Source organism: Breznakia pachnodae (assembly GCF_030814225.1).
Taxonomy (GTDB): Bacteria; Bacillota_I; Bacilli_A; order Erysipelotrichales; family Erysipelotrichaceae; genus Breznakia; species Breznakia pachnodae.
In genome coordinates this window covers 234,196-260,725 of sequence record NZ_JAUSUR010000005.1, presented here as the reverse complement: position 1 = coordinate 260,725, position 26,530 = coordinate 234,196, and the positions used below count along the sequence as shown (strand labels likewise).

Sequence of the window (26,530 nt, the reverse complement as noted above, 5' to 3'; positions counted from 1 at the left end):
AACCTGTTCAAACAAACTCAAGTCTTAGTGGTGAACTGAGAGAAGTTCAATTATGAAATGCGAAACGGAGGGCATGAAATGAGATTGAAATTGAACGCATTATTGAAAGTAACTATTTCATTAATTCTTTCATTTACTTGTATTGGAGCATTATTTAATACTACCAATTTATTAGCAAATGAAGAATTTGAAATCAAAGAAGAGGTAACTTACAATGATGAAGCAACAGAAGCTGTAATATCATTTGATATAGAAGGTATCAATGATAAATACAGTATAAAGGATATAATAGATCCTGAGGGTATCAGTTTGGGGATAACTGATGTCACTTATGTAGCAAAAGAAAACAAGACATATACATTTAATATCATATATGCAGCAGAGGAAGATGAGTATACATATGAAAAAGAAGTAGTTGTTGATGGGCTCAACAACAAAAAAGAAACTTCATTAGTAAATCAAACAAAGGGAATTGTGTCACCTAGAATATCAGGAAGTGATACAGATGGATCAAGTACAATTACAATGGATATTCCTAATTTTGAACCATTAACAGGTTGGAGCAACGGAGATATAAAAACAATTACTTTAACTGCTGATTTTGGTGCAGACACCACATCATCTGGAAAAAAAGTTGTATTCTCATTACCAGATGGAATGCGTTATGTGCAAATACCAGTTACTGGTGAATATAATACTACAGATGTAGATACAAGTGTTTTATCTACATTACCTAGTGGTGGTGTAGCAGATTATATTAGTAAAGTAATAATTCCTACACAAGATACATTATTTGGGGATGAGGAGCGTGACGGAACACACGGAGAAGTCATTTATGAATTTACACCAGGTACTCAAAAAGCAACAATTGAAATTCAGGTACGTGTAGATGCTTATAAATACTATGGTCCACATTTACTAGCAGATAAGCTTACAACAAAAGCTTATATAGGAAGTCCAGAGACATTAATTGGAACTGTTGAACAAGAAGTAAATGTAGTTGGGCCTACAGAAGCTGCTATGACAATAACAACACAAACAATTGCTAATGTAGGTACACCAGAATTGTTAGCAAGTACTAATAACGAAACAGTTAGTGGCTCTACTGAAGGTAGACAAGTTAACTTATCAGGATTTGGGGGAAGAGGTTTAGGTGCAGATCGAATGTATGCTAAATCTGGTACTTTGTATGCGTATTATCCTGAGGGGATGGAAAATGCAAAAATAGTATTAAGTGCTCAATATAAAGCGAATACTAGTATTGTGCATCAACCAGAACAATCAAGATTTATAGTTAAATATGATAACACAATGACATTTGGCAGATATTATATCACCTATGATGTACCCGTAGATATGGCTGAAGGAACATATACAGCACCTAGTGAGGATTATGCAGATTATGTATGGTATAATAATTCGACTTCTAGTTCAACTACAACTACTGCAAAACAATCTGTAACAATTGTAGATCCAGATTCAGTAGAGAATAAAATGTTAGTGAAAATTCACAAAAATATTGTAATGGATAATAGTTCAGCAGTAGAGCCAACTTATATGTATGGACCATACTTTGATTTACAGAATGCTACAGCAGGAATGAAAACAAATCAGGTATTTGAAATGACAAGTGATGCAGCTTGGCAAATAGAAAAAGTATATATTCCTTTTGATAATACAGTATCTACGAATAGTCTTACAAGCATAGAATATCAAATCAATGGGGTAAATACATGGTTAACCTATACTCCTGCTAGTGCGAGTGATATAAACTATAGTAAGACTTTAAAACGCATTACAAAAGAAAAAATGGGATTAGGAGCAAATGATTATATTACAGCAATAAGAGCGGATGTAGGAAGTTATTCATCAGGATATAGTACGGGATATAATGTAGAATTATATGAAGGGAATTTTTCAACATATGGAAGTTTAAAAGTAGGAGCAACAACAGCAAATGTAACAATGAAAGTCTACGATAAAGATAATCCAACTTTATTTACAGAAGGAACTAGAACAGTTAGTTCATTAGATTCCAAAGCATCAGTGACTACATTATTTATGAACGAAGTTTCTTTTACAAATTTAGAAAATGAAGCAGTTAATCAAATTATTGCTGGGGACAGTTTTATTGTCAATTTGAAAGAGATACGCACACACTTTAGAAGTAGTGATATAGGAACAATGAATGCACCTGAATTTTATCTTCGTCAACCAAAAAACACTTTGCTCAACATTGATTCATTAGTGATTACTGATCAAGATGAAAATCTAATCAGTGGTTGGAGCCATACTTCACATGTGAACAGTGCAGGAGAAACAATTTATACAATTACGATGCCACCATCAACCAATATTGGATATTATTTTTCTCAAGAAAAAACAAAGTTTATAAATCTATCTTATGAGATGAGTACAACAACAAAACTAGAAGGTGTATTAAATGCTCGTAACTTAGCTGCATGGGATAAAAGTGGATATGTACCAGGGGGATTTTCAAATTTACAACCATTTACTGATATACATGATTTTAATAATAATGGCAGTATAACAGATAAATTGTTTTCATTTAGACCAGTTGAATTGGTTGTTACAAAAAACCAACAACTGGTTGTAGAATCTTACTTAACTTTAGGTAATGAAGAACCAAGTGATCCTTATGTGGAAGGTAATGATAATACAATTGCTTACTTTATGCCAGGAGTAGATGCTAAGTATAGTGTGGATGTAACAAATAACTCACCAGATGTAGCAGAGTCATTGGATATTTATTTACCAATACCTAAAACTGGTGAAGACTTTGGATCAGGATTCCAAGATGAAGAATTTAAATGGGATATGGCTTTGAGTAATTTAGTTAATACTACTAGTACGAAGTTTGATATCTCTTATTCAACAGAGGCAACAGAGGCAAATTATGATAATTCTGCAACTTATGTTTCAAATCCTTCAACATCAGTGATGAAAGACATAAAAATGATTAAGATTTCACTAAAAACAGGACAAACAATTAGTCCTGCAGAAAGTGTGAAATTTGAAATTGATTTAAAAGTAGATGAAAATTTCGAATCAGCATCGGATGGAGATAAGATAGCAACTAGGAATATTTATAATCCAAGATTTTATATAAAATCAACTTCTGCCACTGGATTTAAACCTGGTGCAAAAGTTGGAGCACAATTAGTAATAGGACAAATTAGTGGATTTGTATTTAATGATAAAAATGCTGATGGTTTATATCGTAGTGCTGATGGTGACACACTGGTTGGGAGTCAAACGGTAGAATTATACAAATACAATGAAAGTACTAGTGATTATGAATTTGAAGGAAGCACTGTTACTAATACAAGTGGTGTTTATACATTCGATACAGAAACTAATGGTTTGGATTACAGCACATATGCAATTAAATTTGCTGATCGTTCAAGTGATAATTATGAATTTACGATTCGTAATACTGCAAACAATACATTGGATATTAACAGTGATGTAATTCAAAGTGGTAGTGATGCTGGGTGGATTAAGGATATTAATGCAACAATTCCAGGGTCACAATATTTAAGCGCAGGTTATATTAAATATAATCCACCTGTAGACTTAACCCTTACTTTACCATCAACGCAAACAGTTAAAGTTGGCGGAGAAGTTAGTATTGCACCTACAAAGATCACTCCGGATTTCTGGGATAGTATTAAGCAATCATATACTTGGGAGTTAGTGAATGCTGCTGATTCTCAGTATGTAACATTAAGCAACGATACAACTGATACAGTAACAATTACAGGTATAAAACAACTGACAAATCCATCCGATACAATTCAAGTGAAACTTACGATTAAAGATGTATATGGAACGACTGTAAGCGAAATCGTTGAAGTGAAGGTAATAACAAGTTCTGCTCCATCGATTACAGCACCAACAGTTGATAAATACGTAGGGGATACAATTGATTTGCTAGATGGTGTAAGTGCAACTGATAATTATGGTGCAACAATTACATTAGCTACAACTGGAACAGATGCAAATACTACAATCAATAGTAGTGTACCTGTATCATTAGGAATTCTGACGCAAGCCGGAACTTACAATGTGGTATACACAGTTACAGATGCCTATGGTAATGTAGGAACATATACAAGATTAGTGAAAGTAAATGGATTACCTCAGTTAACTGTTTATAACCAATCCTATTCAATTGAAGATACAGGAATTGCAAATGCTGTTGCCACTGCAGCAAGAGCTAACTATGATAAAGCTAGTGATAGTGTAGGTGTAGCAGTAGAAGAGGATATTACTTCAAGTGTTGGATATACTGTTTTGAGTGGTCCTAATGGAACATTAGATTTTAGTGAAACAGGAATTTATAGTGTGAAATACAGTGTAAGTGTTGGTGGGAAAACAAAAGACAAAACAGTAGATGTCGTTGTACTGCCAGCTACTATTGAAGTAAGTGGAGATTTAGCTATATCTGCAGATAATGTAGTTCTTACTTATGCAGAAGTAGAGGCACTTACCAAATCTTCATTGATGAGTAAAGCAAATACAGTTGCTTATGAATATACAAAAGAAAATGGAAACATTACAAAGATTGAAGATATTACGGATTCAGTGAATGTAAAAACAAATAGTGAATACGATGCAGTAAAAGATGTAACAACAGATGGTGGAATTTTTAAAGTGACACTAGTTGCACAGGGAAGTACATCAACAATTGAAACCGAAATACAAGTAGTAGTATTAGGAAATACTGTAGAAGTAGAAGATGGAATCGTAATCAAAGCAAAAGGATTCACAGTTCCTAACATAGATGCAGAAGATTTAGATTTAGCAGCAGCAATCAGCAATTCAGATGCAAGCGCATTTGAATTAGCAAATGATGCAACAGTTACAAATATTAGTGTAAACAATGCGCAACTGTTAGCGATTAATACTGCAACCCTAGAAGGAGGAAGTTTCCCTCTAACATTTACAGCTACCAAAGGTAGTGAAAGTGCAAGTATTGAAGTTACTGTAGTGGTTAGTCCTACATTAATCGTACCTACTGTAAGTGCTGCTAATCAGGAATATTTTGTTGGTGATGCATTTGATGTAATGAGCGATGTAAGTGCGAAGGATGCACTAAATGATCCTATTACACTGGTTACTACAGGAAGTGGAAAGAATATAAATATTACTTCAACTGTACCAGTTGGTGGTGATGGAAAACTTACTACTGCTGGAACATATACAGTAACTTATGCAGTCAGCGATAAGTTTGATAATGTTGGAAGTGCTACAAGAACTGTGAAAGTACATGGAGTACCTACAATAACTGCATATGATCAAGTATACAATATTAACAATTCTACAATTCAAGCAACTGTAGATGCTGCTTATAGTGCAGAATATGAAGAAGCATTAGATGGTGGTGCTACACAAATGACAACACTAACAGCTACGGCAACTATTACATCAGGTCCTACAGGTTATAGTGGGTTTGATAAAGTAGGAACATATAAAGTAGAGTACAGTACAAGTGTAAAAGGGAAAACAGTTAAGAAAGTAGTGAATGTAGTTGTAACTTCAGATGATACAATTACAGATGGTGATTTATCAATCAGTGCTTCTAACTTCTCATTAACACAAGCGCAATTAAGTTCATTGACAACAAGCAAAGCAAAAGAATATGCGAATGCTGTTGCATATGAATTTGAAAAAGAGAATGGTAATACAGTAAATACAGAGGATATCACTGATACAATTACAACCGTAGGGTTAAGTGATATAAAAGAAGCTGGAAGTGAAGGTGGTATTTTCACACTGACATTTAAAGCAACTGGAAACAGTGGAGTCATCACAAAAGATGTTATTGTAGTTGTTGAAGGTGATAACTATGTGGTTGAGAATGGAATTGTGATTACTGCAAATGATTTTGTAGTAGCAAATGCAGATGCTGAACACTTAGATAATGCAGACGTTATAGCTAGATCAGGAGCACAAGCATTCTATTTGGAAAGTGGCAATGCAGTAGCAATCACAGCAACAGCAAGTGAACTGGATACAATCAAGGCAGTTGGTTTGGATGGAGAAGATGGTTTACCATTAACATTCACAGCAGAGGATAGTGGAAACACAGCGACAATTAGTGTAAATGTTGATGTGACACATACCCTAATTCCACCTACAATTACAGCAAATGACTGTGAGCATTATGTAGGAGATAGTTTTGATGTATTACATGGAGTAAGTGCAGAAGATGCAACAAATACTAATATTCCAGTATTAACAACAAGGGCAACTACGAATACAACGATTACACATAACATACCAGTAACAGATGGAAAATACACAACCCCAGGAACATATGAAGTAACATATGAAATCACTGATCGCTTCGGAAACACACAGACAAAGACAAGAACAGTGAAAGTACATGGATTACCTGAAGTAAAAGTAAATGGACAATTATACTTAGTGGGTGATCAAACAATTGAAGCACAAGTAAAAGCAGCTGTAAGTGCAAGCTACTTACAAGCACAAGATACAGTTGGTGCACAACCAATGAGTATTGATTTAACTTCAGATGTAAGTATATCAGTAGTAAGTGGTCCAAATGGAGTTACTGATTTCAGCATAGAAGGTTTATACAAAGTTGCTTATAGTGTAACCAATACTGATGGTAAAACAACAACAGCAACGGTAGATGTGCTTATTCTGGAAGATACTGCTATCTGGGATAAAGATCAAAAGATTGCTATCTCAGCAAAAGGGTTTGCATTAGAAAATGCAGATGCTAAAAACTTAAGTGAAGATATTGCCAAAGATGTAACACATGGAAATGCAAGCGCCTTCTATAAAGAAGTAGCAGCAGATGGTAGTATCACATACCTTGATATTACTGACGAGATTACAGTATATGAACATGAGTTAAAAGCAATTCAAGAAGCTGGTAAAGCTGGAGGAATCTATAACTTAACTTATATTGTGAAACATGATGATAAAGAAGTTAGTCATCGTGTGAAGGTGACAGTTATAGGAACAACTACACCTCCAACAGTAACAACACCTGATGGTGATGAGTTAACGATTAGCGCAAATGATTTCACAATGGAGTACAAAGACGCTCTTACAATTGATGAGTCTATGGCTATTGAATTATCTGAAGTAGAAGCATATCTATTAAAGAACTCAACGGAAGATACTTTAAAACGCATTTCAATCAATGTAAATGGTAATCAATTAGCAGAAATTAGAAAAGTCAGCAAAAAAGGTGGAGTTTATGAATTAACATTTACAGCATTATATACAGCTGAAAATGGAGACACAGTTACAAATGAAGTAACTGTATCAGTAACCGTTCTTGAAGAAGGACAAAGGAATCCTTCAACTGCTCCAACTTCAAACAATTCTGTAAATAATGTAAATGCTGGAGATACAACAAATACTACATCACTAATGATTTTATTAGTAGCAATGTTAGGAGTAATTCTTGTATTGAAAAAGAGAACAGTAAAAAATAGTCTAACTAAATAGTTTATAATTTAAAAGACAAAAAAGAGCTACAATGTACCTAATTGATGAATTCAATCAAACAATAGGCATTGTAGCTTTTTATAAAATATTAAAGTGAATAATATTATCATGAATCCTAATATTTATTCATTATTCGTACAAATAATGGTGTTATAGCGAATATGATTTCCAAAATAAAAAATACAATTTTTTTTGACACATAAAATAAAAACCTTTATTATATTGTTAATGGTATAAACCATTGCATACAGGGCAAAATATAAACAGTGGGCATTTATAAATACTATAAATGAGAAGATGGGGAACAATTTTCGTTGTTTTTATTTTGTTTGGATTTTTTAAATTCCACCTAAGATATATCTTCTTAGGTGTTTTTTATTTTAAACAGAGGAGGGGATGTTATGTATTCACATTCAAATAAACTATATGAGTTACAAACTAAAAAATGGAAATATGATCAGGTGATTGAAGAACTTGATTCAGCAATTACCAAAATACAGAAGTATGGGATCTTTAGTTCTTTTACCAATAATCGATTTACAGATTCTAAAATGGACACTTATCCGAGATTAACATTTTATGAAAAATCAAATTCTATTATAAATAGAATGAATATCATTCGAAATAACGAAGTAGAAGCACTTACAATGCTACGTAACGCAAAAACACTAGCAGAACAAAAGCGATATGATTGTATTGCATCTATTTCAAGACTTGAAGATGAGGAAAGGATGACTTACTAATGGGAAAGTTTAAATTAAATAATAATGTTGCAGAAAGTGCAACAACCTTAGGGAATGTAGAAACGATGCTGGGTGATACCTATGCTACTGCAAAGAAATTATATGATGGAATAGAAGCGATGAAATGGGAAGGTGAAAGTAGAAATCATTTTCATGCAATGATGGGAATTATACTACAGTACCACAAAGAATTAGATGAAGTAGTTACTGATATTAAGAAGTCAATGGAAGACCTTCATGATGCAGCAGAGAATTATGATACATATTATGCAATTAAGAAATTAAAGGAAATCGAATAACATGATTGATATTCTTACCGCAAATGAAGTAAATTATCTGGCACTATACACTGGTACTCAAGAAGTGTTTGGTGTTGATACAGAATTGAATGAAGCACATGCAATGAGAACATTAATCGACAAAGAAGTAATCAATAAAAATAATCTGCCAGAGAAAGACGCAGTAATGATTGTTGAACTAATTCGCAGATACAACAATGCAAATTATTATATTCATTTTCAGAATTTTGTAATTGCAATACTTGATGATAAATGGTGTGTAGTAAAAAGAATACAAGAAGGAATAGAAAAGACATATCGTTTTGGTCTTTCAGCAATTGAAGGAGCATTTCGTATTATGTTTGCTCATCCTTTGATTGCATCAGAAATACTTGATAATAAACAATTACTAAAAGATAGTTATTTGCTGATTGAATTATTTGATAAAGAGAAAATAATTAAAAGTAATCTTGCAATAACATACCAGGAAGAAACATATTATAAATTGGATGATCAACTACAGAAATCAGATAAACTTGATGATTGTAATATTGTGGAATGGCTACAACATAATTTACATCATGACTATATAAACAAATTAAATGAAACCATGGAGGGGATACATAATGAGCGTAAAAATCATAGCTAATGGAAAAGTTGCGATTAATTCAGAAGAACTGATTCAGTTATCAGATTCGATTATAGCTGTTATTCAAGCAATTGAAAATGAAATATATCCAGCTTTTAAATATCTATATGATTCACCATTCTATGAAGATGGTGAATGTAAAGGAAAAGTAGAACGTATTACTTCTGTGAATTCAAGAAGTGATACATTTGGAATGAATGTTGAACAAGATTTATATGGTAAGATTCAAATGTTAAGTGATTACTATTCTTTACTACATGGTTATTGTTTAGATACAATTTCAGAATATGCATTACTTGATGAGAAAGCTGCCAACTATATTAAACAGTTAGAGACTTCAGTATTTGGAGGATCTGCAAATGAATAAAAAAATAGACTTAAATGGACTAAGTTTCATTAGTTATGTTGCAACAGACTTAGATGCACATTTGGATGATTTAATTAGTGTAAATACTATTATTGCTGATGTTGGTTCTTTTATAGAGTACCAGGGTTTACAATATGAACTTGGTTACAGTTACAGCAACCAGAAGAAAAAACTTAATACACTTTCAGATGACATAGAAACCTTTGCAAACGCAGCTACAACTGGCAGTAATAATAATCATGCCAATAGTAAATCTGTAGCAGATATATTATATGCATGCGTTGAACATCCATTTTATTTATCTTTGGACGATACGATAGAACGATTATCAAAGGTTGAAATAGATGAATATGAAGTAAAGAATACCAATGGAATTGTGAGTAAGAAAGAGAGTTGGAACCAAATTGGATATAGAGATTATGAAAGAGTATTAAATTCAGTAACTTATGACAATCTTAATATAAATGATATACTTAAATCACAGTATTCAAGAGATCGAATGAGAGGGAATTATGAGCGTTATCTTCAAGCGTTATATCCAGATATAAAAGATATTAGTGCTATTGATGCTGACATGTTCTATGAATCATATCTTGCAAGTATGCTTATACTGGCAGATTTTGATCATACTACATTATTAGAAAATTCATTAAATATATTACGAACTACAGGTGCAGTGTTAGCCTTTGGTACGCTGTTCTTTACAGCCTTACCTGGAGCAGCAACCTTCCTTGGAGTTAATGTAGGTGGCCTATCAATTGCATCAGGAATTGTGAATGGTGGATTGTCAGTTGTTGATGCTCTTTGCTTATTCAATGGTACAGATATTAATGGCAATCCATTAACACCTAGTGAAAGAGATGCTTTAATGGCAACAGTGACAATTGATGGAGTATTTTTATCGATATCAGTTGCTGGAAAAATAAGGTATAATGCTAGTAAGACTGCAAATGCAGACACTGCGTTTGATGTTGCTAAAACAGCAGACGATATTAAATATCAACAATGGTTAGAATATGCTAATTTAGGTGTTGACCAACAAACTCGAATGAAGTTAATGGATTGGAGTATAACACCTTCACCTGATTTATATATAAAGTATAAAGAGGTATATGATAATTCGAAATTCTTTAATCAAAAAACTGGTAGCGTGATTTATCCTGGAACAAATGGTGATGTAAATCTATATGGTTTTATCAACGGACAGTATGAAATAGAAACATTACAAACAGGAAAAATAATTGATCGCTATGGGTCTAGAGATGGATATTATTTATCACCAGAAGGAACACCATATGAATCAAGGGCATTAGCACCGTTTATGGATGGACAACCTTATGCTAGATATGAGGTTATTGTACCATTTGATGTGAAATCTGGTACTGTTGCTCCTTGGTTTAATCAAAAAGGTGGAGGAATACAATTTTTAACAGATTACACAGTTAATGAACTAATTGACTTAGGTTGGATTAAGGAACTAAAGTAGGAGGGATTGATAATGTTTACAATAGAAGAAATTAAAAATATAGTTTTCAAACTGGGAAATCAAATAGGACTAGAAACAGATTCAGGCTTGTATCCAATGTTTTCAAAAACACCTGATGTGTTTAATGATGGAGTCTCTATTTATGTAGATAATTCCATGTATCATTATGTTAATATGAGTCAAGGTAATATGAGAAAACATATAGAAAGTAATAATCTAGATGATATCATGTATGAAGTATTTAAAAGTGCTACTTCCGTTCTGGCTCAGAAGTATGAGTTGGAACATAGGGATGAAGAAAGTGATTTTAGGAGAATAATGTGGAAAAAACAATTGACTCTGTTAAAAGAAATAAATCCAAATTTTGTAGAAAGAAGAAAAAAAGAAATAGATGATATTTTAGCAATATCACCATATAGAGATTGATTAAAAATAATACCGTAATAAAAAAGACTTAGATGAGAATTTAATAGTGGAAAAACTATAATGTTTTTATTGAATTTATACGATTTTAAAATACATCATTATGTGGTAAATGCAATTTTAACAACAGAGTATAAATATGTTGATTTAATTAAGAGAGGAGATTATTGGTATGCAATTAAATAGCACAGAACAAATGGCATTTGATTTTAATGCTAAAGCACGTGAGTTTTTTTGTAATAGGGTTGATAACTTTTCAATATTTGATGTAAATGATGATGTTAATCACAGAACCTTTAGCATTGATTTTGAACTTTATAATTATTTTAATATTAGATTAAATTATGAAAGAGGAAGATTTGGTTGTAGCATAAATAATGGAGGAAATTATATTTCTCTAGAAAATAGTCAAAAATGGTTTGATGAAGCAGATTTTAATATTTTCTTTAAAGAATTAAAAATAGAAATAGAGTTAAGGATACCAGACAAGTATTTAAAAGCAAAAGAATGGATATAAAATGTAGAACTCGTTTGATGTGGATGCTACTAAAAATTTAATAATCAATGCAAATAGGTAGTTAATATTGATTATTTATAATTCTTTAAACTTTTTGATAATCTTACTAATGTTTATAGTTCTAGGGAAGAGGTAAAATAACGTTATGAAAGCTAATGAAATTAACAATGAAATAATGAAATGTCTTAACCTCTGTATTTTTGAAAAAGCAAAGAGAAATGATGGCATCGTTGGGGAAAGTACTATTTCTCAATTAAATGAAATTATCACTGAGTTAAGCAATTTAAAAGAAACACTTAATTCTAGAGTGTTACCACCAACTCAGAATCGCTATTTAGAGAGTTTCGCAAGAGCTTTTAAAGTATGGGGGTGGGATATGATAAAACCATCTGATCTGTTTTTATTATTAATGGAAATAAATAATAAATATAGAGATTTATAAAAATGCGAACAGAAAACATATACGATAAAAGAAGTTAATAAGTTTATTTTCTATCTAAGTAATCACTTAAATATGGAATATAGGTTAAAATAGAATTTGTAATCTCGAAAGGATATTTATGGAAAAATATGAAAATACAGATTTATTAAAAGATTTAAATGTTTCAGAAAAATATTTAAACTATCGAAAGACAGTTTTACAATATACAAATGAAGATATGGGATTAAGGCTAGATAATGATGAACAAGTCTATATTGCGGTATTTGATATGCCAATGAAGAGTGGTATTGTGGGATTTCAAACACAGACTTTAGCATTAGTATTTGGATTAAATACTCATTTATATCATGGAAGTGGTTCGGCTGTACCAGGGTTAGAAAAAAGAGAATCAGTAATGAAAGCAATGCAATCTCTACTGATAAGTAGTCATCAAGTACTACCATATATGCAACATGTTAAAGAAACCGAATTTTATAATAGTGATAACGTTAGAGTGTATTTAAAAACTGGAAAAGGAATTTTCTTCAAAGAGTTATCTGATAAAGAAAATAAAATAGATAGTTTTCTTTTAGGGATGATGAATTACGTTATGAAGGCTATATCAGATTCCGGTGGAATAGAAGGTAATATCGTCAGTTAGTTTAAAAAATAATAAAATCATTATTTGCACAGTGTTGCTAGGTAAACTTCATAAATATTGACAAAATTAGACTTATCGAACAGCTAGATACAATAGAATGAAGTTTAACAGATGCCTGATTTGATTATGGCAAGATAAATGATATTTTACAAACAAATAGATAATATCGTCCTGACCCAAGCACATATTTAGATCAAACATATATTGATAATCATCTTAGAGATTCGAGAATTCCTAGTGGAAATGAATTTGATGTCAACAGACAATGGCTTCCTAAAGGAGATATTGATGGTAGAATTCTAGAAGCAACAATTAAATCCTCAGGACATGGGGAATATATTGTTGACCCAATAAAGTAAAAGGAGAAATTATTAATGGATGTAATATATAACCAATTTGGAATTGAAATATTAAAAGAAAATGATTCTTATTTTATTCGCTATGATAGTGGTGAAATTGCATCTAAAATTATAAAGATTGAAATTACAGAAGAGGAAGCAAAAGAAATACAACAACAAATGACTGATCAGGCTATGTATAATTACTTAATTAGAAATTTGAATGATCGAATGGGTTTTTAAAGGGGTTCTTACCCTTTTTCTTTAGAAAGTATAGGGTTTGTCGTGTATGATGATTAGATAAGAAATTGTTGAAAGAAAAAAAGAAGAAGATATTTTAGCAATATCACCATATAGAGACTAATATAAAAATAATACCTTAATAAACTAGACTAAGATGATGTGTTTACTGGTATAAAACTATAATGTTTTGCTAAATTTATATGATTTTTAAAATACATCGTTATGATGTAAATGAGATTTTCTAACAACATAATAAGAATATGTTGATTTAATTAAGAGAGGAGATTATTGATATGCAGTTAAATAAATACTTCTTCAGAACTGAGGTGAAAAAAACTTGAAAACATGGCAAAATGCAACGAAAGACTTTAATACAATAGTGAAGATTAGAAAAGTAGTAGCAGAATATAAACTCATGGAAATGGAGAAAACACCCTATTTACATTTTAGAATCAAAATTTGGGAAAATGATGATGGATCATTTGAAGGGTATACAAATCTTCAAATAAAAGATATTGGCGATAAGCAAAATGAAAGCTATTATTGTGCTGCTGGAAAAGGAGATACTGAAATAGATGCATTATATTCAGTGTTAGAAAGATTTTATGAGCACTTAAGTCAAAAAGAAGAATGGACTGAAACTGATTTTAAATGTATAGATGAATATGACTTTTAAATTTTGTAGGAGTCTTTGAAAGCTTCGATGTTTTGAATAACTATAATTAAAAATAAATATTTAAAATGTAAAAGACATATCTGAAAAGTAAAATCGGATATGCTTTTTATTATAAATTCATACCACTAATGTTAAATCATATTTTAAGTATACACATAGTATAAAACACCATAGTATTGTAGAATTAAGATAAACTAATCAAAAACTAATAATTTGATTTTATAATAAGAGTAAGTAATGTAGGAGTTTATACTATGAGTAAAAGAATTCTAGTTATTGAAGATGAAATCGCCATACAAAATATCTTAAGTGAGTTATTAAGAAACTCTGGATATGAAGTAGATGTTGCAAGTGATGGAATGGAAGGTATTGATGCATTTCATGCAAATAAATATGATTTGATTATGTTGGATATTATGATGCCAAAAATCGATGGTTTTGTTGTGTGTGAAATGATAAGAAAAGAATCGGATGTTCCTATTATTATTTTAACTGCATTGGATAGTGAAGATCAGCAATTAAAAGGATTTGAACTACTTGCAGATGACTATATTACGAAACCTTTCTCTTTGAAATTAGTATTGAAAAGAGTAGAAGCGGTTTTTAGAAGAATCAAAGATACTCAGAAAGAAGAATTACTTATATACAAAGATATTGAAATGAACTTACAAAGTCATACGGTAACTGTTGATGGAGAATCTATTGACCTTACCAAGTTTGAATTTGATATCTTACAACTATTTTTAAAAAATAGAGGACGTGTATACACGAGAGATGATTTGCTTACGTATGTTTGGGGATATAACTTCTTAGGAAGTGAGAGTGGTGTAAACTTTCATATTATGAATTTAAGAAAGAAATTAAATAGAGATTATATTAAAACGATACGAGGGGTGGGATACAAAATTGAAAAAGAAAATTAAAAGTAGTTTAAGTGCTAAATTATTTCTGTTTCTTGTTGCTCTACTTGTAGGAATCAGTTTGTGTATCTTAGTTGTTGTAAATGTAGCAGTTCTCAATAATTATAAAGAAGTATCAAATAATCGATTTGGTGAGAATTCAAATGAATTATACGAGCGACTATCCAAGTATAACTATGAAGATGCAAAAGAAATAATTACTGATTTTTGTATTCAGAACAATGCGGTTGCTCAATTATCTGGAGAAGATGGTGAATTAACCTTTGGTAATCTTGAATCATCAGATCAAGATGCAGTGGGTACAAGTTATGCCTATGATATAAAATTTAAAGACAGTAACAACAGATATGCACTTTATGTAATGTCATTAAATGTAGGCGAAAGTGATTTAGAGACTGCAATGAAGAATTTAACACCAATTATCATAGGTGGAATTATTTTAATCTCATTACTTGCTGCATACGTATATACAAAAACAATGGTAAAACCAATTAAGAACGTAAGCGGGATTGCCCAGAAGATGTCAGAACTTGATTTCTCACAGTCCATTCAAAGCAACAGGAGCGATGAAATAGGAATATTGGCAAACAGTTTGGATGCGATGTCAACGAAGCTTGATACAGCTTTAAACGAGCTGGAAATCGCAAATAAGAATCTGAAGCAGGATATGAATGTCATGAGTACAATGAATGAACAGAGAAAAGATTTCTTTACTGCTGTTTCTCATGAATTAAAAACACCGATTACTATATTAAAAGGACAAGTAGAAAGTATGATGATGGGAATTGGTGATTATACAAATCATGAAAAATATCTGCCACAGATTATGCATGAGATTGAAAATGTGGAATACCTAGTTCAGGAATTACTAATGATATCAAAACTAGAAACCATTGGTGTGGGAACAATCGAACAAAGATCAATAAAAGAATTAATATCTCAATCAGTAAAAGAGTTTCAACCATTAATTGACGAGAAAGAACTTCAGTTAATAATGAGTGAACAAGACTTTACCATCGATGTAAATACAAATCTATTTAATAAGGTACTACATAACCTCTTAGGAAATGCTGTACGATATTCCCCTAAGAAAGAAATCATAACGATTGCTTCTTACCAAAAGAATAATCAGAAAGTATTATCTATTAAGAATACTGGAATCAGTATTCCAAAAGAATCATTATCTTCCTTATTTGAACCATTCTATCGAATTGATCAATCAAGAAATAAAAATCTTGGTGGGAATGGGTTAGGATTGTATATTGTGAAAGTAATATTAAAATTACATGAAATGCAGTACAAGATACAAAGTGATAAAAACTCAGTAAAATTTACAATTATATTAGAACCAACTAGTCAAAAATAAATTGGCTAGTTTTTTTATGCAAATCTAATTTAAGCCTAATCAAAAACTAATATTCGATTGGTAAACTCTTGGTATGAAAGGAGTTGAGAAGTTAGTGAATATAATTACCAGAGTATTTCTTTATATCGCACGATGTAAAGGAAAAACATTAACTTTATTTTTATTGCTGTTGAGTATTTCCACTTTTCTATTATGTAGTTTTTCGATGTTAGGAACATCGGATAAGATATTTCAGGGAATGAGAGAATCAGTTGGTGCTGCTTTCTATACACGACAGAAAGAAACATTCTCACGCAATGAAAATGATGAGTTGGTAAAGGATGAAGCAAATCAAGTAATTAATGAACAACAAATAAAAAAGATAGAAGAAAAAGGAGATATTCTTTACTATAACGCTGAAAACTATGGATATGGAAAAAGTGAACGTATTAAGTTTGTTCCAGGATCAGGTCACAGTGAAGAAAATGATATGGGACAGATTACCGGATTACATTATTCAAAACTGTACTCTAAGTTTATTGAGGAAGACTATGAACTAGAGGAAGGTCGACATATCAATAACACTGATCAGAATAAAATAATGATTAGTAAAGAACTGGCTGAAACAAACAAACTAAAAGTTGGTGATACGATAAAACTAGATGCAGCGAAACTAGGTGAAATTGATGGTCAACTTGTAAATACAATTGATACCAAGCAACAAGTAGAAGTAGAAATAGTTGGGATATTTAAACATCAATCAGTATCTTCTGTAGATTCACCAACTGCAGGTAAGCATGAGAATCAGATATTTGCAGATCACAATGTACTTGTGGAGTTAAAAGAAGCAAAACAAGGAGAATATCAGGGTGAGATAGGATTCTATGTAAAAGACCCTAAAGATCTTGCTTCCATCACCAAAGATGTTCAATCAATTGAATCAATTGATTGGGACAAATACTTTGTACATACCAATGATTTTAAATACCAGCAAATCAAAGATGGACTATCATCAATAACTGAATTAGTAAATATATTACTGATTGTAATTACAATTGTAATGTTAGGAATCTTAATGCTGTTATTATCTCTTCGCATCCACTCTCGTATTCATGAAATTGGAATATTACTCTCAATTGGTATTACTAAAACCGAAATTATCATCCAGATAATTCTAGAAGTACTTATCATTGCAGTAACTGCATTTATTGCGTCACTATTCCTATCAATAGGGATTAGTGAACTGATTCAAACTAATGTATTCAAAGACTTTGAACTGCTGTTAATGAATACAGCCTTAAATGAAGATCAGGTATCTATTGCTGACAGTGTATGGATGGGTCTGGATATTAGCGCATTAAAAGTACTACAACTATATGCAATTCAAAGCATAGTTACGGTAGTGGCGATTGTTGTAGTGTCAGGACAAATCTTAAAAATGAAACCAAAAGAAATACTAAGCAAACTAAGTTAAGGAGGAAATGAAATGAATTTTTTAAAAAGAGCATTTCTATATTGTTTTAGAAAAAAGATAAAAACATCAATATTATTTCTAATATTAACTTTTCTGTCATCTTTTCTAATATTAACAATGGCAATTCAAGATGCCAGTATTGATGTTACATCAGATGTGAAAAGTGCAGTTGATGGAAAAATAAGAATAGAAATAGATGATACAGATAAAATGACAAAAAGTGAAAATGAATGGGGAACTACTTATACCTATAATGGTGATTACATTACTGATGATATAGTTAAAGCTATTGAAAAAGTAGATGGAGTTGTTGATTATAATTCAAGTAATCCTCAAGGGTTCTGGGGAGCAGCACGTAACTTTAAATACTTCTCTGGATCTTTTGATACATCAGGATTTGATAATATTGGTGATTTATCCAGTTATACAGCATCGTTATCAAGTAAGAAAAATACAGAGTTTACCAGTGGAAAGTATAAGTTGGAATCAGGAAGGCATATAGAACCTGATGATAAACATGTAGTTATGCTTTCTAAAGAATTAACTGACTATAATAACTTAAAAGTAGGAGATACCATCGAATTATATAATTTAGATACTGATTCGATTGTAAAACTAGAGATAATTGGAATCTTTTCTGGTACAGAAGGAATCAGTAAAGATGCAATATCGGCATCAGACATTCCTGCAAACCAAGGATTCGTAGACTATAAAACAATGAATGAAAACTTTGGTAGAGAAATCAATGGATTGCCAAAACTTGATATTTATATAAACTCACCAAAAGGAATCGACAAAGTATATGAAGAAATTAAGAATTTACCTGAACTGGAAGGTAAATCATTAAAAGTCGTAATGGATAACAAAGAAGCTGAAACTATCGAAAATCCTTTAGAGTCGTTTGAAGAATTATTATCGAATGCAATTATTGTAATTATTGCAGTTTCAACAATCATCCTAACATTAATTCTTGCAACATGGATTCGTGGTAGAAAACGTGAAATTGGAATTTATCTTGCAGTAGGTAAAAGTAAAGTAAATATTATCTTACAGTTATTTAGCGAAGTCGCATTAATTGCAATTGTGGCATTTGCAGTATCTTACTTCATAAGTACAATGATTGCACAAGGATTAGGAACTTATGTTATTTCTCAATTTGCAGATGTAGATACAGTAACAATTGCAGTATCTGCAGAATACCTGACTCAAGTTTTTGCAATTGGTGGAATCATTATATTAATTGCAGTAGGAATAACAAGTTATTCTATTATTCGATTAAAACCAAGAGACATTATAGCGAAGGCAGAATAGGAGAAATACATGGAAACAATAAAACTTAAAGATGTTCGATTTTCTTATGACAATAAAAAGGAAATCCTAAAAGGTATTGACTATACATTTGAGAGAGGAAAAATCTATGCAATTGTTGGTCCATCCGGTTGTGGAAAAACAACATTACTATCCTTGTTAGGAGGTCTTGATTCACCAACAAATGGAACAATCTTCTTTGATAGTGAGAATATTGAGACCAAAGGATTGGGATATCACAGAAAGAAAAGAGTATCTTTTATCTTTCAAAACTATAACCTAATTGATTATTTAACTCCTTTGGAAAATGTACAATTAACTACAAACGATAAGAATACCAAAATCTTAGAAAAGGTAGGACTGGCACAAGATGAAATGAAACGAAGTGTTACCAAGTTATCAGGAGGTCAACAGCAACGTGTAGCGATTGCTAGAGCACTTGCGCACGATGCGAATGTAATATTGGCAGATGAGCCTACAGGTAACTTAGATGAGACAACTGGTGAGGAAATAACTCAGTTATTAAAAACCAATGCATACGAAATGAACAAATGTGTTATCATCGTAACTCACTCCAATCAATTAGCAAAAGAGGCTGATGTTGTATTGAGATTGAGTAAAGGTGAAATAAAAGAACGTAAGAAATAAAACAGAGCCGAGAATTTTCTCGGCTCTTATAACTACTTAGGATAATGAAATACTTCAAAACGAATGCCATCAGGACTTTCAAAGAATAATGCATAATAATTAGGTGCAATTCTTTCTTTATACTCCATTGGTTTATCATGAAGAATCTTTACATCTAATTCTTTAATTTTATGATAAAACTCATCAACCTTACCTCTACTTTCCGCGAAGAACGCAATGTGTTGTACATTACCAGGTTTTCTAGAGTTCACTGCTTCATCCTTGAATTCACTTCTAGGTGAACAAATACCAAAGTCAAATCCATCGCTTAAATATTCAATTACTTCCATATTTGCATGCTCTAAATAACCTTTATATTTTTTAGAGATATCATATCCAAGATATTCAAACATCTTATCGTAGAAAAACTCTGCTTCGTTTAAATCGGTAACAGTTATTTGAATGTGATCAATTCTATATGACATAAGAAACCTCCCATACTTACCATTATTATACTACATCATAATATAATATTAAGAACTGGTTGTTTAGGAATACAAATCTACCATTTGGGAAAGATTTGTATTTTTCTAATATGGAACTGATAGAATCAGGGTAGTCAAGGAGGGAATAACATTGAAACAAGTAAATGATAAGGACAACAAGGTTATTTTAGAACTAAATCATATAGAAAAAGTATTTGGAAGCACAACTGCTTTAAAAGATATTAGTTTTTCTATTAAGCAAGGAGAAATCTTTGGTTTCCTAGGACCAAGTGGTGCAGGAAAGACAACAACAATCAAGATTCTGACAGGTCAGTTGAATCCAACAAGTGGTGATGCAGCTGTATTAGGGAAAGATTCAAAACAGATTGATGAAGAAATCTATGAGCAAATTGGTATCGTTACGGATACAAGTGGAGTTTATGAAAGGTTAAGTGTATATGATAATCTTAAAGTGTATGCAGATATTCTTAGTGTGGATTATAAACGAATTGACGATCTATTATTAAGAGTTGGATTAGAAAAACAAAAGAAACAAAAAGCAGGAAAGTTATCGAAGGGACAAAAACAACGTCTTGTATTATGTAGAGCAATCTTACATAGTCCAAAATTGCTATTCCTAGATGAGCCAACAAGTGGGTTAGATCCAACAACGGCAAATCAAATTCAAAACTTATTCCTAGAGTTAAAGGAACAAGGAATGTCAATTTTCTTAACAACTCACAATATGGAAGAAGCTACAAAACTTTGTGATGCTGTAGCATTATTAGACCAAGGTAAAGTAATTGAGTATGGTGTTCCTAAAGACATTTGTCTAAGACACAATGATTCAAAACGATATAAATTAATTCTATCTTCACAAGAAGAACTTACAATGGATCATTCACCTCAAAATATTCAAAAGATTCAAGAGTTAATGATGAACAATGAAGTAGAAGCAATTCACTCTTGTGAACCAACATTAGAAGATGTGTTTATTAAAGTGACAGGAAGGGGCTTAGTATGAGATCAAGTAATATGAAAAAAATAATGGCAGTAATGAAGCTGAAGATTAAGATGTTAATGAATAACACAGCAGCTTTAACAGGTCCATTAATGGCAGTAGGAATGACAATCGTAATGCGATTCTTATATACATCAATGGCAGACGGAGATCCGGAATCAATGGACTTCTTAATGGGGATGGCATTAAACTTAGGTTTGTCATTCAACATAGGTATGGGAGTAGTTATGATGACAGCATTACCATTAGCCGAAGATAAAGAAAAGTACACATTACGTGCACTTATGACTTCTTCAGTAAATGGTACACAATTCTTTATTGGAAGTTTAGTTCCACCATTCGTGATTTCAGTAGTTATTAATTATGTATTAATCTTTGTAAGTGGAGTAAATATTGCGAATGTAGACTTTGTAATGTTCTCAATTATTACAATTACAGGTTCATTAATCAGTTCAATGATTGGATTACTAATTGGTATTATTGCGAAATCACAAGTAAATGCAAATAACATTATGATGCCATTTGTACTTATACTTACATTAATTCCAACCTTTGCATCGTTGAATGCAAATATTGCAGTATTCGCTGATTTCCTATATACAGGAATCGCTACAAACATGATTGATGCATTTGTAGCAGGTGAAGCATATGCATTACAACTGCAACAGATAGGAGTGCTTCTAGGAAGCGCTGTATTATTCACATTCTTATTTATGTATTTCTATAAGAAGAATGGTTTAGAGGCAGATTAAATATTATACGAATTAAGATATTGGGTACTATCCAGTATCTTTTTTTCTGTTTAACTGAAAAATTCAGGGTGCATTGACAATTAAAGAATTCAAATGATACGATACATTTATATAAAGACGTTTATGAATCTATAGATGAAAGGGGAATGTAATATGAAAGCGAGATGGCAGTATTTATTTGAAAATAAAATTATAAATAGAGGAATGGGATATTTTGATTCAGACGCGATCATGTCATTAAAAAAGACAGATAATGATGTAGATGCTATTGTTGGTGGTATGCATGACTATAATGTGAGGATTCGATTAGTTGGTAACGAAATAGTAGGGATGGGATGCACATGTCCATATGGAGAATATAATCATTGTAAACATATGGCCGCTGTTGTTTTACAGTTGGAAGATGAAAGTGGAAGTGAATTATATTTTGACGATGATACTTATGGAGCAGTAGATGTATTTGAAGAAATGCATGAAGATGTATATAAGTTTAATGAGATTGTGTTAGATGATTTTGATTTGGAAGAAGTAATTAATTCTACAGATAGAGACATTCTCAATAAGTTTGTCTATGATGTAATAATTAAAAATGGTGAATTAAAGAACCAGTTTCTAATGCAATTAGATAATTTAGATGATGATATGAAATTCAAATTGTTATGTGAAAATATTGATTTCTTAATAAAAAAATTCAAAACAGATTATCATGATGAAGAAGGCTATTTTGCTGAAATATATATTATGGATGATTTTCTTTTAAAAGAGGTAAATATACTATTCACAAGGATGCTAAAAAAAGAAAAGTATATAATAGTTTTTAAAGCAACTGCATATTTTATGGAAAAAATTCAGTATTGTCACTACCATAATGAAGAAGTAAATCTTGAGATGTATTCAAAGCTGTGTGAACGTTTTTGGAAATCAATTTACAAGAAATGTGATGAAATAGAATATAAAAAACTTTATGATTGGATGTTATTATATGAACCAAGAATTATAGAACCTATATTAAGAAGAGCAGTAGATAGTGTAATGATTGAAAAGCGAAAGTCGTAATTGACTTTCGCTTATAGTATATTATACTTTGAAACTTCCTTAATCATTATTAAGGGAGTTTATTACTTCTATTTGAGACTTTAATATCTCATCATTTTCTTGCTCAGATTTTGTAGGGTCAATCGCTTCTGTATATTGACTGCAAGGGAAACTCTTGCATAGACCACAATTACTAAAACTGTTTTGTTGAATGCAACAGTCATAGATACCGCATACAGATTCATCTGTATATACTAACCATGGTGCTTTTCCTTTTATGATTGGACATCCTGCACAAACATCTGGGAAAGACTCACAATCTGAACAAATCACTCCACAACAACTAATTACTTTTTCCATAAGAAGTACCTCTAGTATACATAAACTTGCAGTTAATTTAATAACGTTTCATAATTAAATTTCTTTTCTGCTTTTTTCATCAGCAGAAGTGCAATTATTAAGAATATTGCAGATAATACAATAAGTAACAAAGCATTCACAAGTAGTATTCCTGTAAACTGACCAATCAATAGTAAGATAATTGGAATAATAAGGAATACAGAACGTTGTTGTGATTCTTCTACTGTCTGTGACTTCGCTGAACCATTTACAATTAATGTAATTGCAAGTAGTGACATTGAAGGTGCTAATAAGATTAGGATTGATGCCCAACTAGCTATGTTAATTGATAAATTACTTCCATTTAAAACCATTAAGGTTAATTGTAATACAATAACCATTACAATAAATGATGCGAATGTTACAATCATACTTAATGCTAATGAAGCAAATATTTTTGATTGAAATATCTGTTTAAGTGTAATTGGACTATATAATAATGTTTCTAGTGTTCTCTTTTCTTTTTCACCAACAAATGAACTTGCAGCCATTACTGATGATGCCATAATTGGAATAATAATAAAGAATACAGGTAACATGGAATTAATAATAATATCAAGCAAGGCCTGTCTCATATCATCATTTGGTCCTAGTGCAGTTACAAGACTTAATAACTGTCTGAAATCATCCGAAGATTCCGGAGTAAAGATTGCCATACATACAAAGATGATTGGCATTACTACCGAAAACATAAACGGTACAATTAATAAGACAGGGAAGAGACGTTTATTGAACATGATAGTTTTAACATCTTTTTTAATAATTGCCTTTTGTGTCGAATTAACCATGATATTCACCTCTTTCTTTTCTATCAGTTTCCAGAAGCGCAAAGTATATTTCTTCTAGCGATAATTCACGAATGGAAACATGATAAATGTTTCCACCATGATTTACAATTTCTTTAATAATTGCAGGAATCACTTCTTCGGATTCCGCTTTGAAGGTATAACTCATATCATCTTCTTTTCGTGCATCAATGGATGCAGGCATATAATCCGTTTTTATATTCACGATGATGCCACTATAAACCTGATCACGAAGCTTATCTAAAGTGCCAGTAGCAAACATACTACCTTCATCAATTAAGCCGTAAGAAGTACATAACTCTTGCGCATAACGCAACTGGTGTGTACACAAGAAGATAGTTACTCCATTTCTTTTGGCTAAGTCTTTAATCATATTGTTTACACTTAGGATACTTTCAGGATCTAATCCAGAAGTAGGCTCATCTAAAAACAATACTTTTGGATTATGAATCATTGCTCTAGCAAGGGACAGACGTTGTCTCATCCCAGTAGAGTAAGTTGCTAATTTCTGATCTTTAGCATCAAGTAGTTCCAACTGTGTCAGTAATTCTATTGCGTGTTTTTCACCTTCACTTTTGGTTGCGCCAAATAAAGTGCTATAGAATACTAAGTTCTGTAACCCACTCATATGGTCATACATCTGTGAGTGTTCAGTAACCACTCCTGATATTTTATGTACCTGGTCTGCATGAAGTGTTGAGTCAATATTGTACACTTCACAAGAACCTGTTGTTGGAGCCAACAATCCAGTTAACAATTTAACTGCTGTTGTTTTACCTGCACCATTTGGTCCAAGGAAACCAAAGATTTCACCTTCTCTAATGTCGAAACTAACATCCTTGACTGCTTCTTTACCAGTAGGATAAGTTTTTGATAAATTCTTTATTGTAATTGCATTCATATATCATTCTCTCCTTTACATCGATTTCTTTAATCTGGTTAACAGTGTCTGAAAACGATTGTTATACTCTAAACCTGCAAATGCAGGATTCTTTTCAATTCCATCAATCATACTTAGTCGCACAGATCTTTGATCTCTGGGAAAGGGATATCCAATTTCATCCACCCATGTATTCAACATATTGAAGAACTCATCTCCATGGAGTGTTAATGGATAGATATCGCTTAATACCAAATCAGTATACTGTTCAAGAATATCCAGTGTCTGTTCTTCTTCGCCGAAGCCTAACCAGCACTGTGCTGCAACTAACTGAACATTCATTAATATCGTTGGATGGAGTTTCTCAAGATGAAATGATTCAGTTAAATTTGATACTCGATTGTAGACTTCAGTAAATACTTCTATATCATCTGTACAGAATGAAAGATAAGCAATCAACTGCTCAGTTAAGGCAAGTAAATATTGATAACTTGCAACTTGAGTAACATACTTTGCTTTCTCCGGTTTTCCAACCATCATATAAGCAGAAGCTCTTAATGTTTCACTGGATATCAGCATAGGAATACTGTCACCCAATAACTCAATAATTTCATTTGGTTTATTCAACATCAATAAACTGGTTACTTCTAAACTCTGTGCCTGTTTTACTAAGTCAACATCATTGCTTTCATTCTTAACTCGTATAAATTGTTTATTTGCTTCACTGATAACTTTATCTTTTATATCTGCATCAGCAATATTTGAGTAATTAAGATAAAGGGCACCAATCTGCAAGATTAACTGATAACAGGAATAATATTCTTTAATTACTGCCTGAGCATCTTCATATACTTTATCAAATGGTTCTTTTGTGAAGCGTTCAGTAAACCCTTCATAAAGAACACGAATTTCTTCTTTTGTCATTTGCGGTTTGTAATCAAGAAGGGTATCAACTGTTGTATTAAAGTAAGTTGATATCTTTGGTAGCAGCGTAATATCAGGATAACTTTGACCTGTTTCCCATTTTGAAACTGCAGCTTTCGATACTCCCAAAAAGTCCGCTAATACATCTTGCGATATACCTTTTTCTTTTCTTAAAATTGTAATTGTTTTTCCAATATTGATTTCTTTCATAAGCATATCTCCTAAGCATATTCTACTATT

General features: G+C 31.6%; 25 protein-coding genes. 20 read left to right on the top strand and 5 right to left on the bottom strand.

Annotated elements, in window-relative coordinates:
* Nucleotides 1-78: 78 nt before the first annotated feature.
* From J2S15_RS14345 to J2S15_RS14265, 17 genes are all read left to right on the top strand, one after another.
* Nucleotides 79-7,512, top strand: coding sequence for an immunoglobulin-like domain-containing protein (locus tag J2S15_RS14345; RefSeq protein ID WP_307409504.1), 7,434 nt, complete (start codon nt 79-81; stop codon nt 7,510-7,512).
* A 401-nt stretch (nt 7,513-7,913) separates the two neighbouring features.
* Entirely contained in the window at nt 7,914-8,255 is a 342-nt protein-coding gene (locus J2S15_RS14340) for a hypothetical protein (protein WP_307409502.1), read from the top strand.
* Nucleotides 8,255-8,554: a hypothetical protein gene (locus J2S15_RS14335; protein WP_307409500.1), complete on the top strand. Its 300-nt coding sequence runs from the start codon at nt 8,255-8,257 to the stop codon at nt 8,552-8,554. The genes J2S15_RS14340 and J2S15_RS14335 overlap by 1 nt, the downstream gene beginning before the upstream one ends.
* A gap of 1 nt (nt 8,555) precedes the next feature.
* Entirely contained in the window at nt 8,556-9,182 is a 627-nt protein-coding gene (locus J2S15_RS14330) for a DUF5081 family protein (RefSeq protein ID WP_307409499.1), read from the top strand.
* On the top strand, nt 9,160-9,549 hold the full coding sequence (locus J2S15_RS14325; RefSeq protein WP_307409497.1) for a hypothetical protein: 390 nt from the start codon (nt 9,160-9,162) through the stop codon (nt 9,547-9,549). Before J2S15_RS14330 ends, J2S15_RS14325 begins: the two co-directional genes overlap by 23 nt.
* On the top strand, nt 9,542-11,035 hold the full coding sequence (locus tag J2S15_RS14320; protein ID WP_307409496.1) for a TNT domain-containing protein: 1,494 nt from the start codon (nt 9,542-9,544) through the stop codon (nt 11,033-11,035). The genes J2S15_RS14325 and J2S15_RS14320 overlap by 8 nt, the downstream gene beginning before the upstream one ends.
* A 12-nt stretch (nt 11,036-11,047) precedes the next feature.
* Nucleotides 11,048-11,461: an Imm63 family immunity protein gene (locus J2S15_RS14315; protein WP_307409494.1), complete on the top strand. Its 414-nt coding sequence runs from the start codon at nt 11,048-11,050 to the stop codon at nt 11,459-11,461.
* A gap of 169 nt (nt 11,462-11,630) precedes the next feature.
* Nucleotides 11,631-11,975, top strand: a complete 345-nt coding sequence (locus J2S15_RS14310) for a hypothetical protein (RefSeq protein ID WP_307409492.1) — start codon at nt 11,631-11,633, stop codon at nt 11,973-11,975.
* 145 nt (nt 11,976-12,120) lie between these two features.
* Nucleotides 12,121-12,417, top strand: coding sequence for a hypothetical protein (locus J2S15_RS14305; protein WP_307409490.1), 297 nt, complete (start codon nt 12,121-12,123; stop codon nt 12,415-12,417).
* A gap of 118 nt (nt 12,418-12,535) precedes the next feature.
* The gene (locus J2S15_RS14300; RefSeq protein WP_307409488.1) at nt 12,536-13,057 is read left to right on the top strand and encodes a hypothetical protein; all 522 of its coding nucleotides are present in this window, start codon (nt 12,536-12,538) and stop codon (nt 13,055-13,057) included.
* Nucleotides 13,058-13,431: 374 nt separating this feature from the next.
* On the top strand, nt 13,432-13,638 hold the full coding sequence (locus tag J2S15_RS14295; protein ID WP_307409486.1) for a hypothetical protein: 207 nt from the start codon (nt 13,432-13,434) through the stop codon (nt 13,636-13,638).
* Between the two features lie 337 nt (nt 13,639-13,975).
* A complete protein-coding gene (locus J2S15_RS14290) occupies nt 13,976-14,314 on the top strand; it encodes a hypothetical protein (RefSeq protein WP_307409484.1) in 339 nt (112 codons plus the stop codon).
* 254 nt (nt 14,315-14,568) lie between these two features.
* The gene (locus J2S15_RS14285) at nt 14,569-15,237 is read left to right on the top strand and encodes a response regulator transcription factor (protein WP_307409483.1); all 669 of its coding nucleotides are present in this window, start codon (nt 14,569-14,571) and stop codon (nt 15,235-15,237) included.
* Nucleotides 15,221-16,600: a sensor histidine kinase gene (locus tag J2S15_RS14280; RefSeq protein WP_307409481.1), complete on the top strand. Its 1,380-nt coding sequence runs from the start codon at nt 15,221-15,223 to the stop codon at nt 16,598-16,600. Before J2S15_RS14285 ends, J2S15_RS14280 begins: the two co-directional genes overlap by 17 nt.
* 94 nt (nt 16,601-16,694) lie before the next feature.
* Complete coding sequence (locus J2S15_RS14275; RefSeq protein WP_307409479.1) at nt 16,695-18,053, top strand: ABC transporter permease; 1,359 nt, start codon at nt 16,695-16,697, stop codon at nt 18,051-18,053.
* Between the two features lie 12 nt (nt 18,054-18,065).
* Nucleotides 18,066-19,364, top strand: a complete 1,299-nt coding sequence (locus J2S15_RS14270) for an ABC transporter permease (RefSeq protein ID WP_307409477.1) — start codon at nt 18,066-18,068, stop codon at nt 19,362-19,364.
* A gap of 9 nt (nt 19,365-19,373) precedes the next feature.
* Nucleotides 19,374-20,009 carry an ABC transporter ATP-binding protein gene (locus tag J2S15_RS14265; protein ID WP_307409475.1) on the top strand — a complete coding sequence of 212 codons (636 nt, stop codon included), beginning with the start codon at nt 19,374-19,376 and terminating at the stop codon, nt 20,007-20,009.
* 32 nt (nt 20,010-20,041) lie between these two features.
* Here J2S15_RS14265 and J2S15_RS14260 read toward each other — a convergent pair whose 3' ends face one another.
* Nucleotides 20,042-20,473 (bottom strand): VOC family protein, encoded by a 432-nt coding sequence (locus J2S15_RS14260; protein ID WP_307409473.1) that lies wholly within the window; start codon nt 20,471-20,473, stop codon nt 20,042-20,044.
* 151 nt (nt 20,474-20,624) lie between these two features.
* On the opposite strand from J2S15_RS14260, the gene J2S15_RS14255 reads away from it, so the two are divergent.
* From J2S15_RS14255 to J2S15_RS14245, 3 genes are all read left to right on the top strand, one after another.
* Complete coding sequence (locus J2S15_RS14255) at nt 20,625-21,497, top strand: ABC transporter ATP-binding protein (protein ID WP_307409471.1); 873 nt, start codon at nt 20,625-20,627, stop codon at nt 21,495-21,497.
* 11 nt (nt 21,498-21,508) lie between these two features.
* On the top strand, nt 21,509-22,246 hold the full coding sequence (locus J2S15_RS14250) for an ABC transporter permease (RefSeq protein ID WP_307409470.1): 738 nt from the start codon (nt 21,509-21,511) through the stop codon (nt 22,244-22,246).
* Between the two features lie 153 nt (nt 22,247-22,399).
* Entirely contained in the window at nt 22,400-23,302 is a 903-nt protein-coding gene (locus J2S15_RS14245) for an SWIM zinc finger family protein (RefSeq protein WP_307409468.1), read from the top strand.
* Nucleotides 23,303-23,341: 39 nt separating this feature from the next.
* On the opposite strand, the gene J2S15_RS14240 is transcribed toward J2S15_RS14245, so the two are convergent.
* Genes J2S15_RS14240 through J2S15_RS14225 form a run of 4 tightly spaced genes read right to left on the bottom strand, consistent with a single transcriptional unit; the run spans nt 23,342 to nt 26,500 of the window.
* On the bottom strand, nt 23,342-23,641 hold the full coding sequence (locus tag J2S15_RS14240; RefSeq protein ID WP_307409466.1) for a DUF3795 domain-containing protein: 300 nt from the start codon (nt 23,639-23,641) through the stop codon (nt 23,342-23,344).
* 32 nt (nt 23,642-23,673) lie between these two features.
* The gene (locus tag J2S15_RS14235) at nt 23,674-24,468 is read right to left on the bottom strand and encodes an ABC transporter permease subunit (RefSeq protein ID WP_307409464.1); all 795 of its coding nucleotides are present in this window, start codon (nt 24,466-24,468) and stop codon (nt 23,674-23,676) included.
* A complete protein-coding gene (locus J2S15_RS14230; RefSeq protein WP_307409462.1) occupies nt 24,461-25,387 on the bottom strand; it encodes an ABC transporter ATP-binding protein in 927 nt (308 codons plus the stop codon). Before J2S15_RS14230 ends, J2S15_RS14235 begins: the two co-directional genes overlap by 8 nt.
* 15 nt (nt 25,388-25,402) lie before the next feature.
* The gene (locus tag J2S15_RS14225; RefSeq protein ID WP_307409460.1) at nt 25,403-26,500 is read right to left on the bottom strand and encodes a helix-turn-helix domain-containing protein; all 1,098 of its coding nucleotides are present in this window, start codon (nt 26,498-26,500) and stop codon (nt 25,403-25,405) included.
* Nucleotides 26,501-26,530 lie beyond the last annotated feature (30 nt).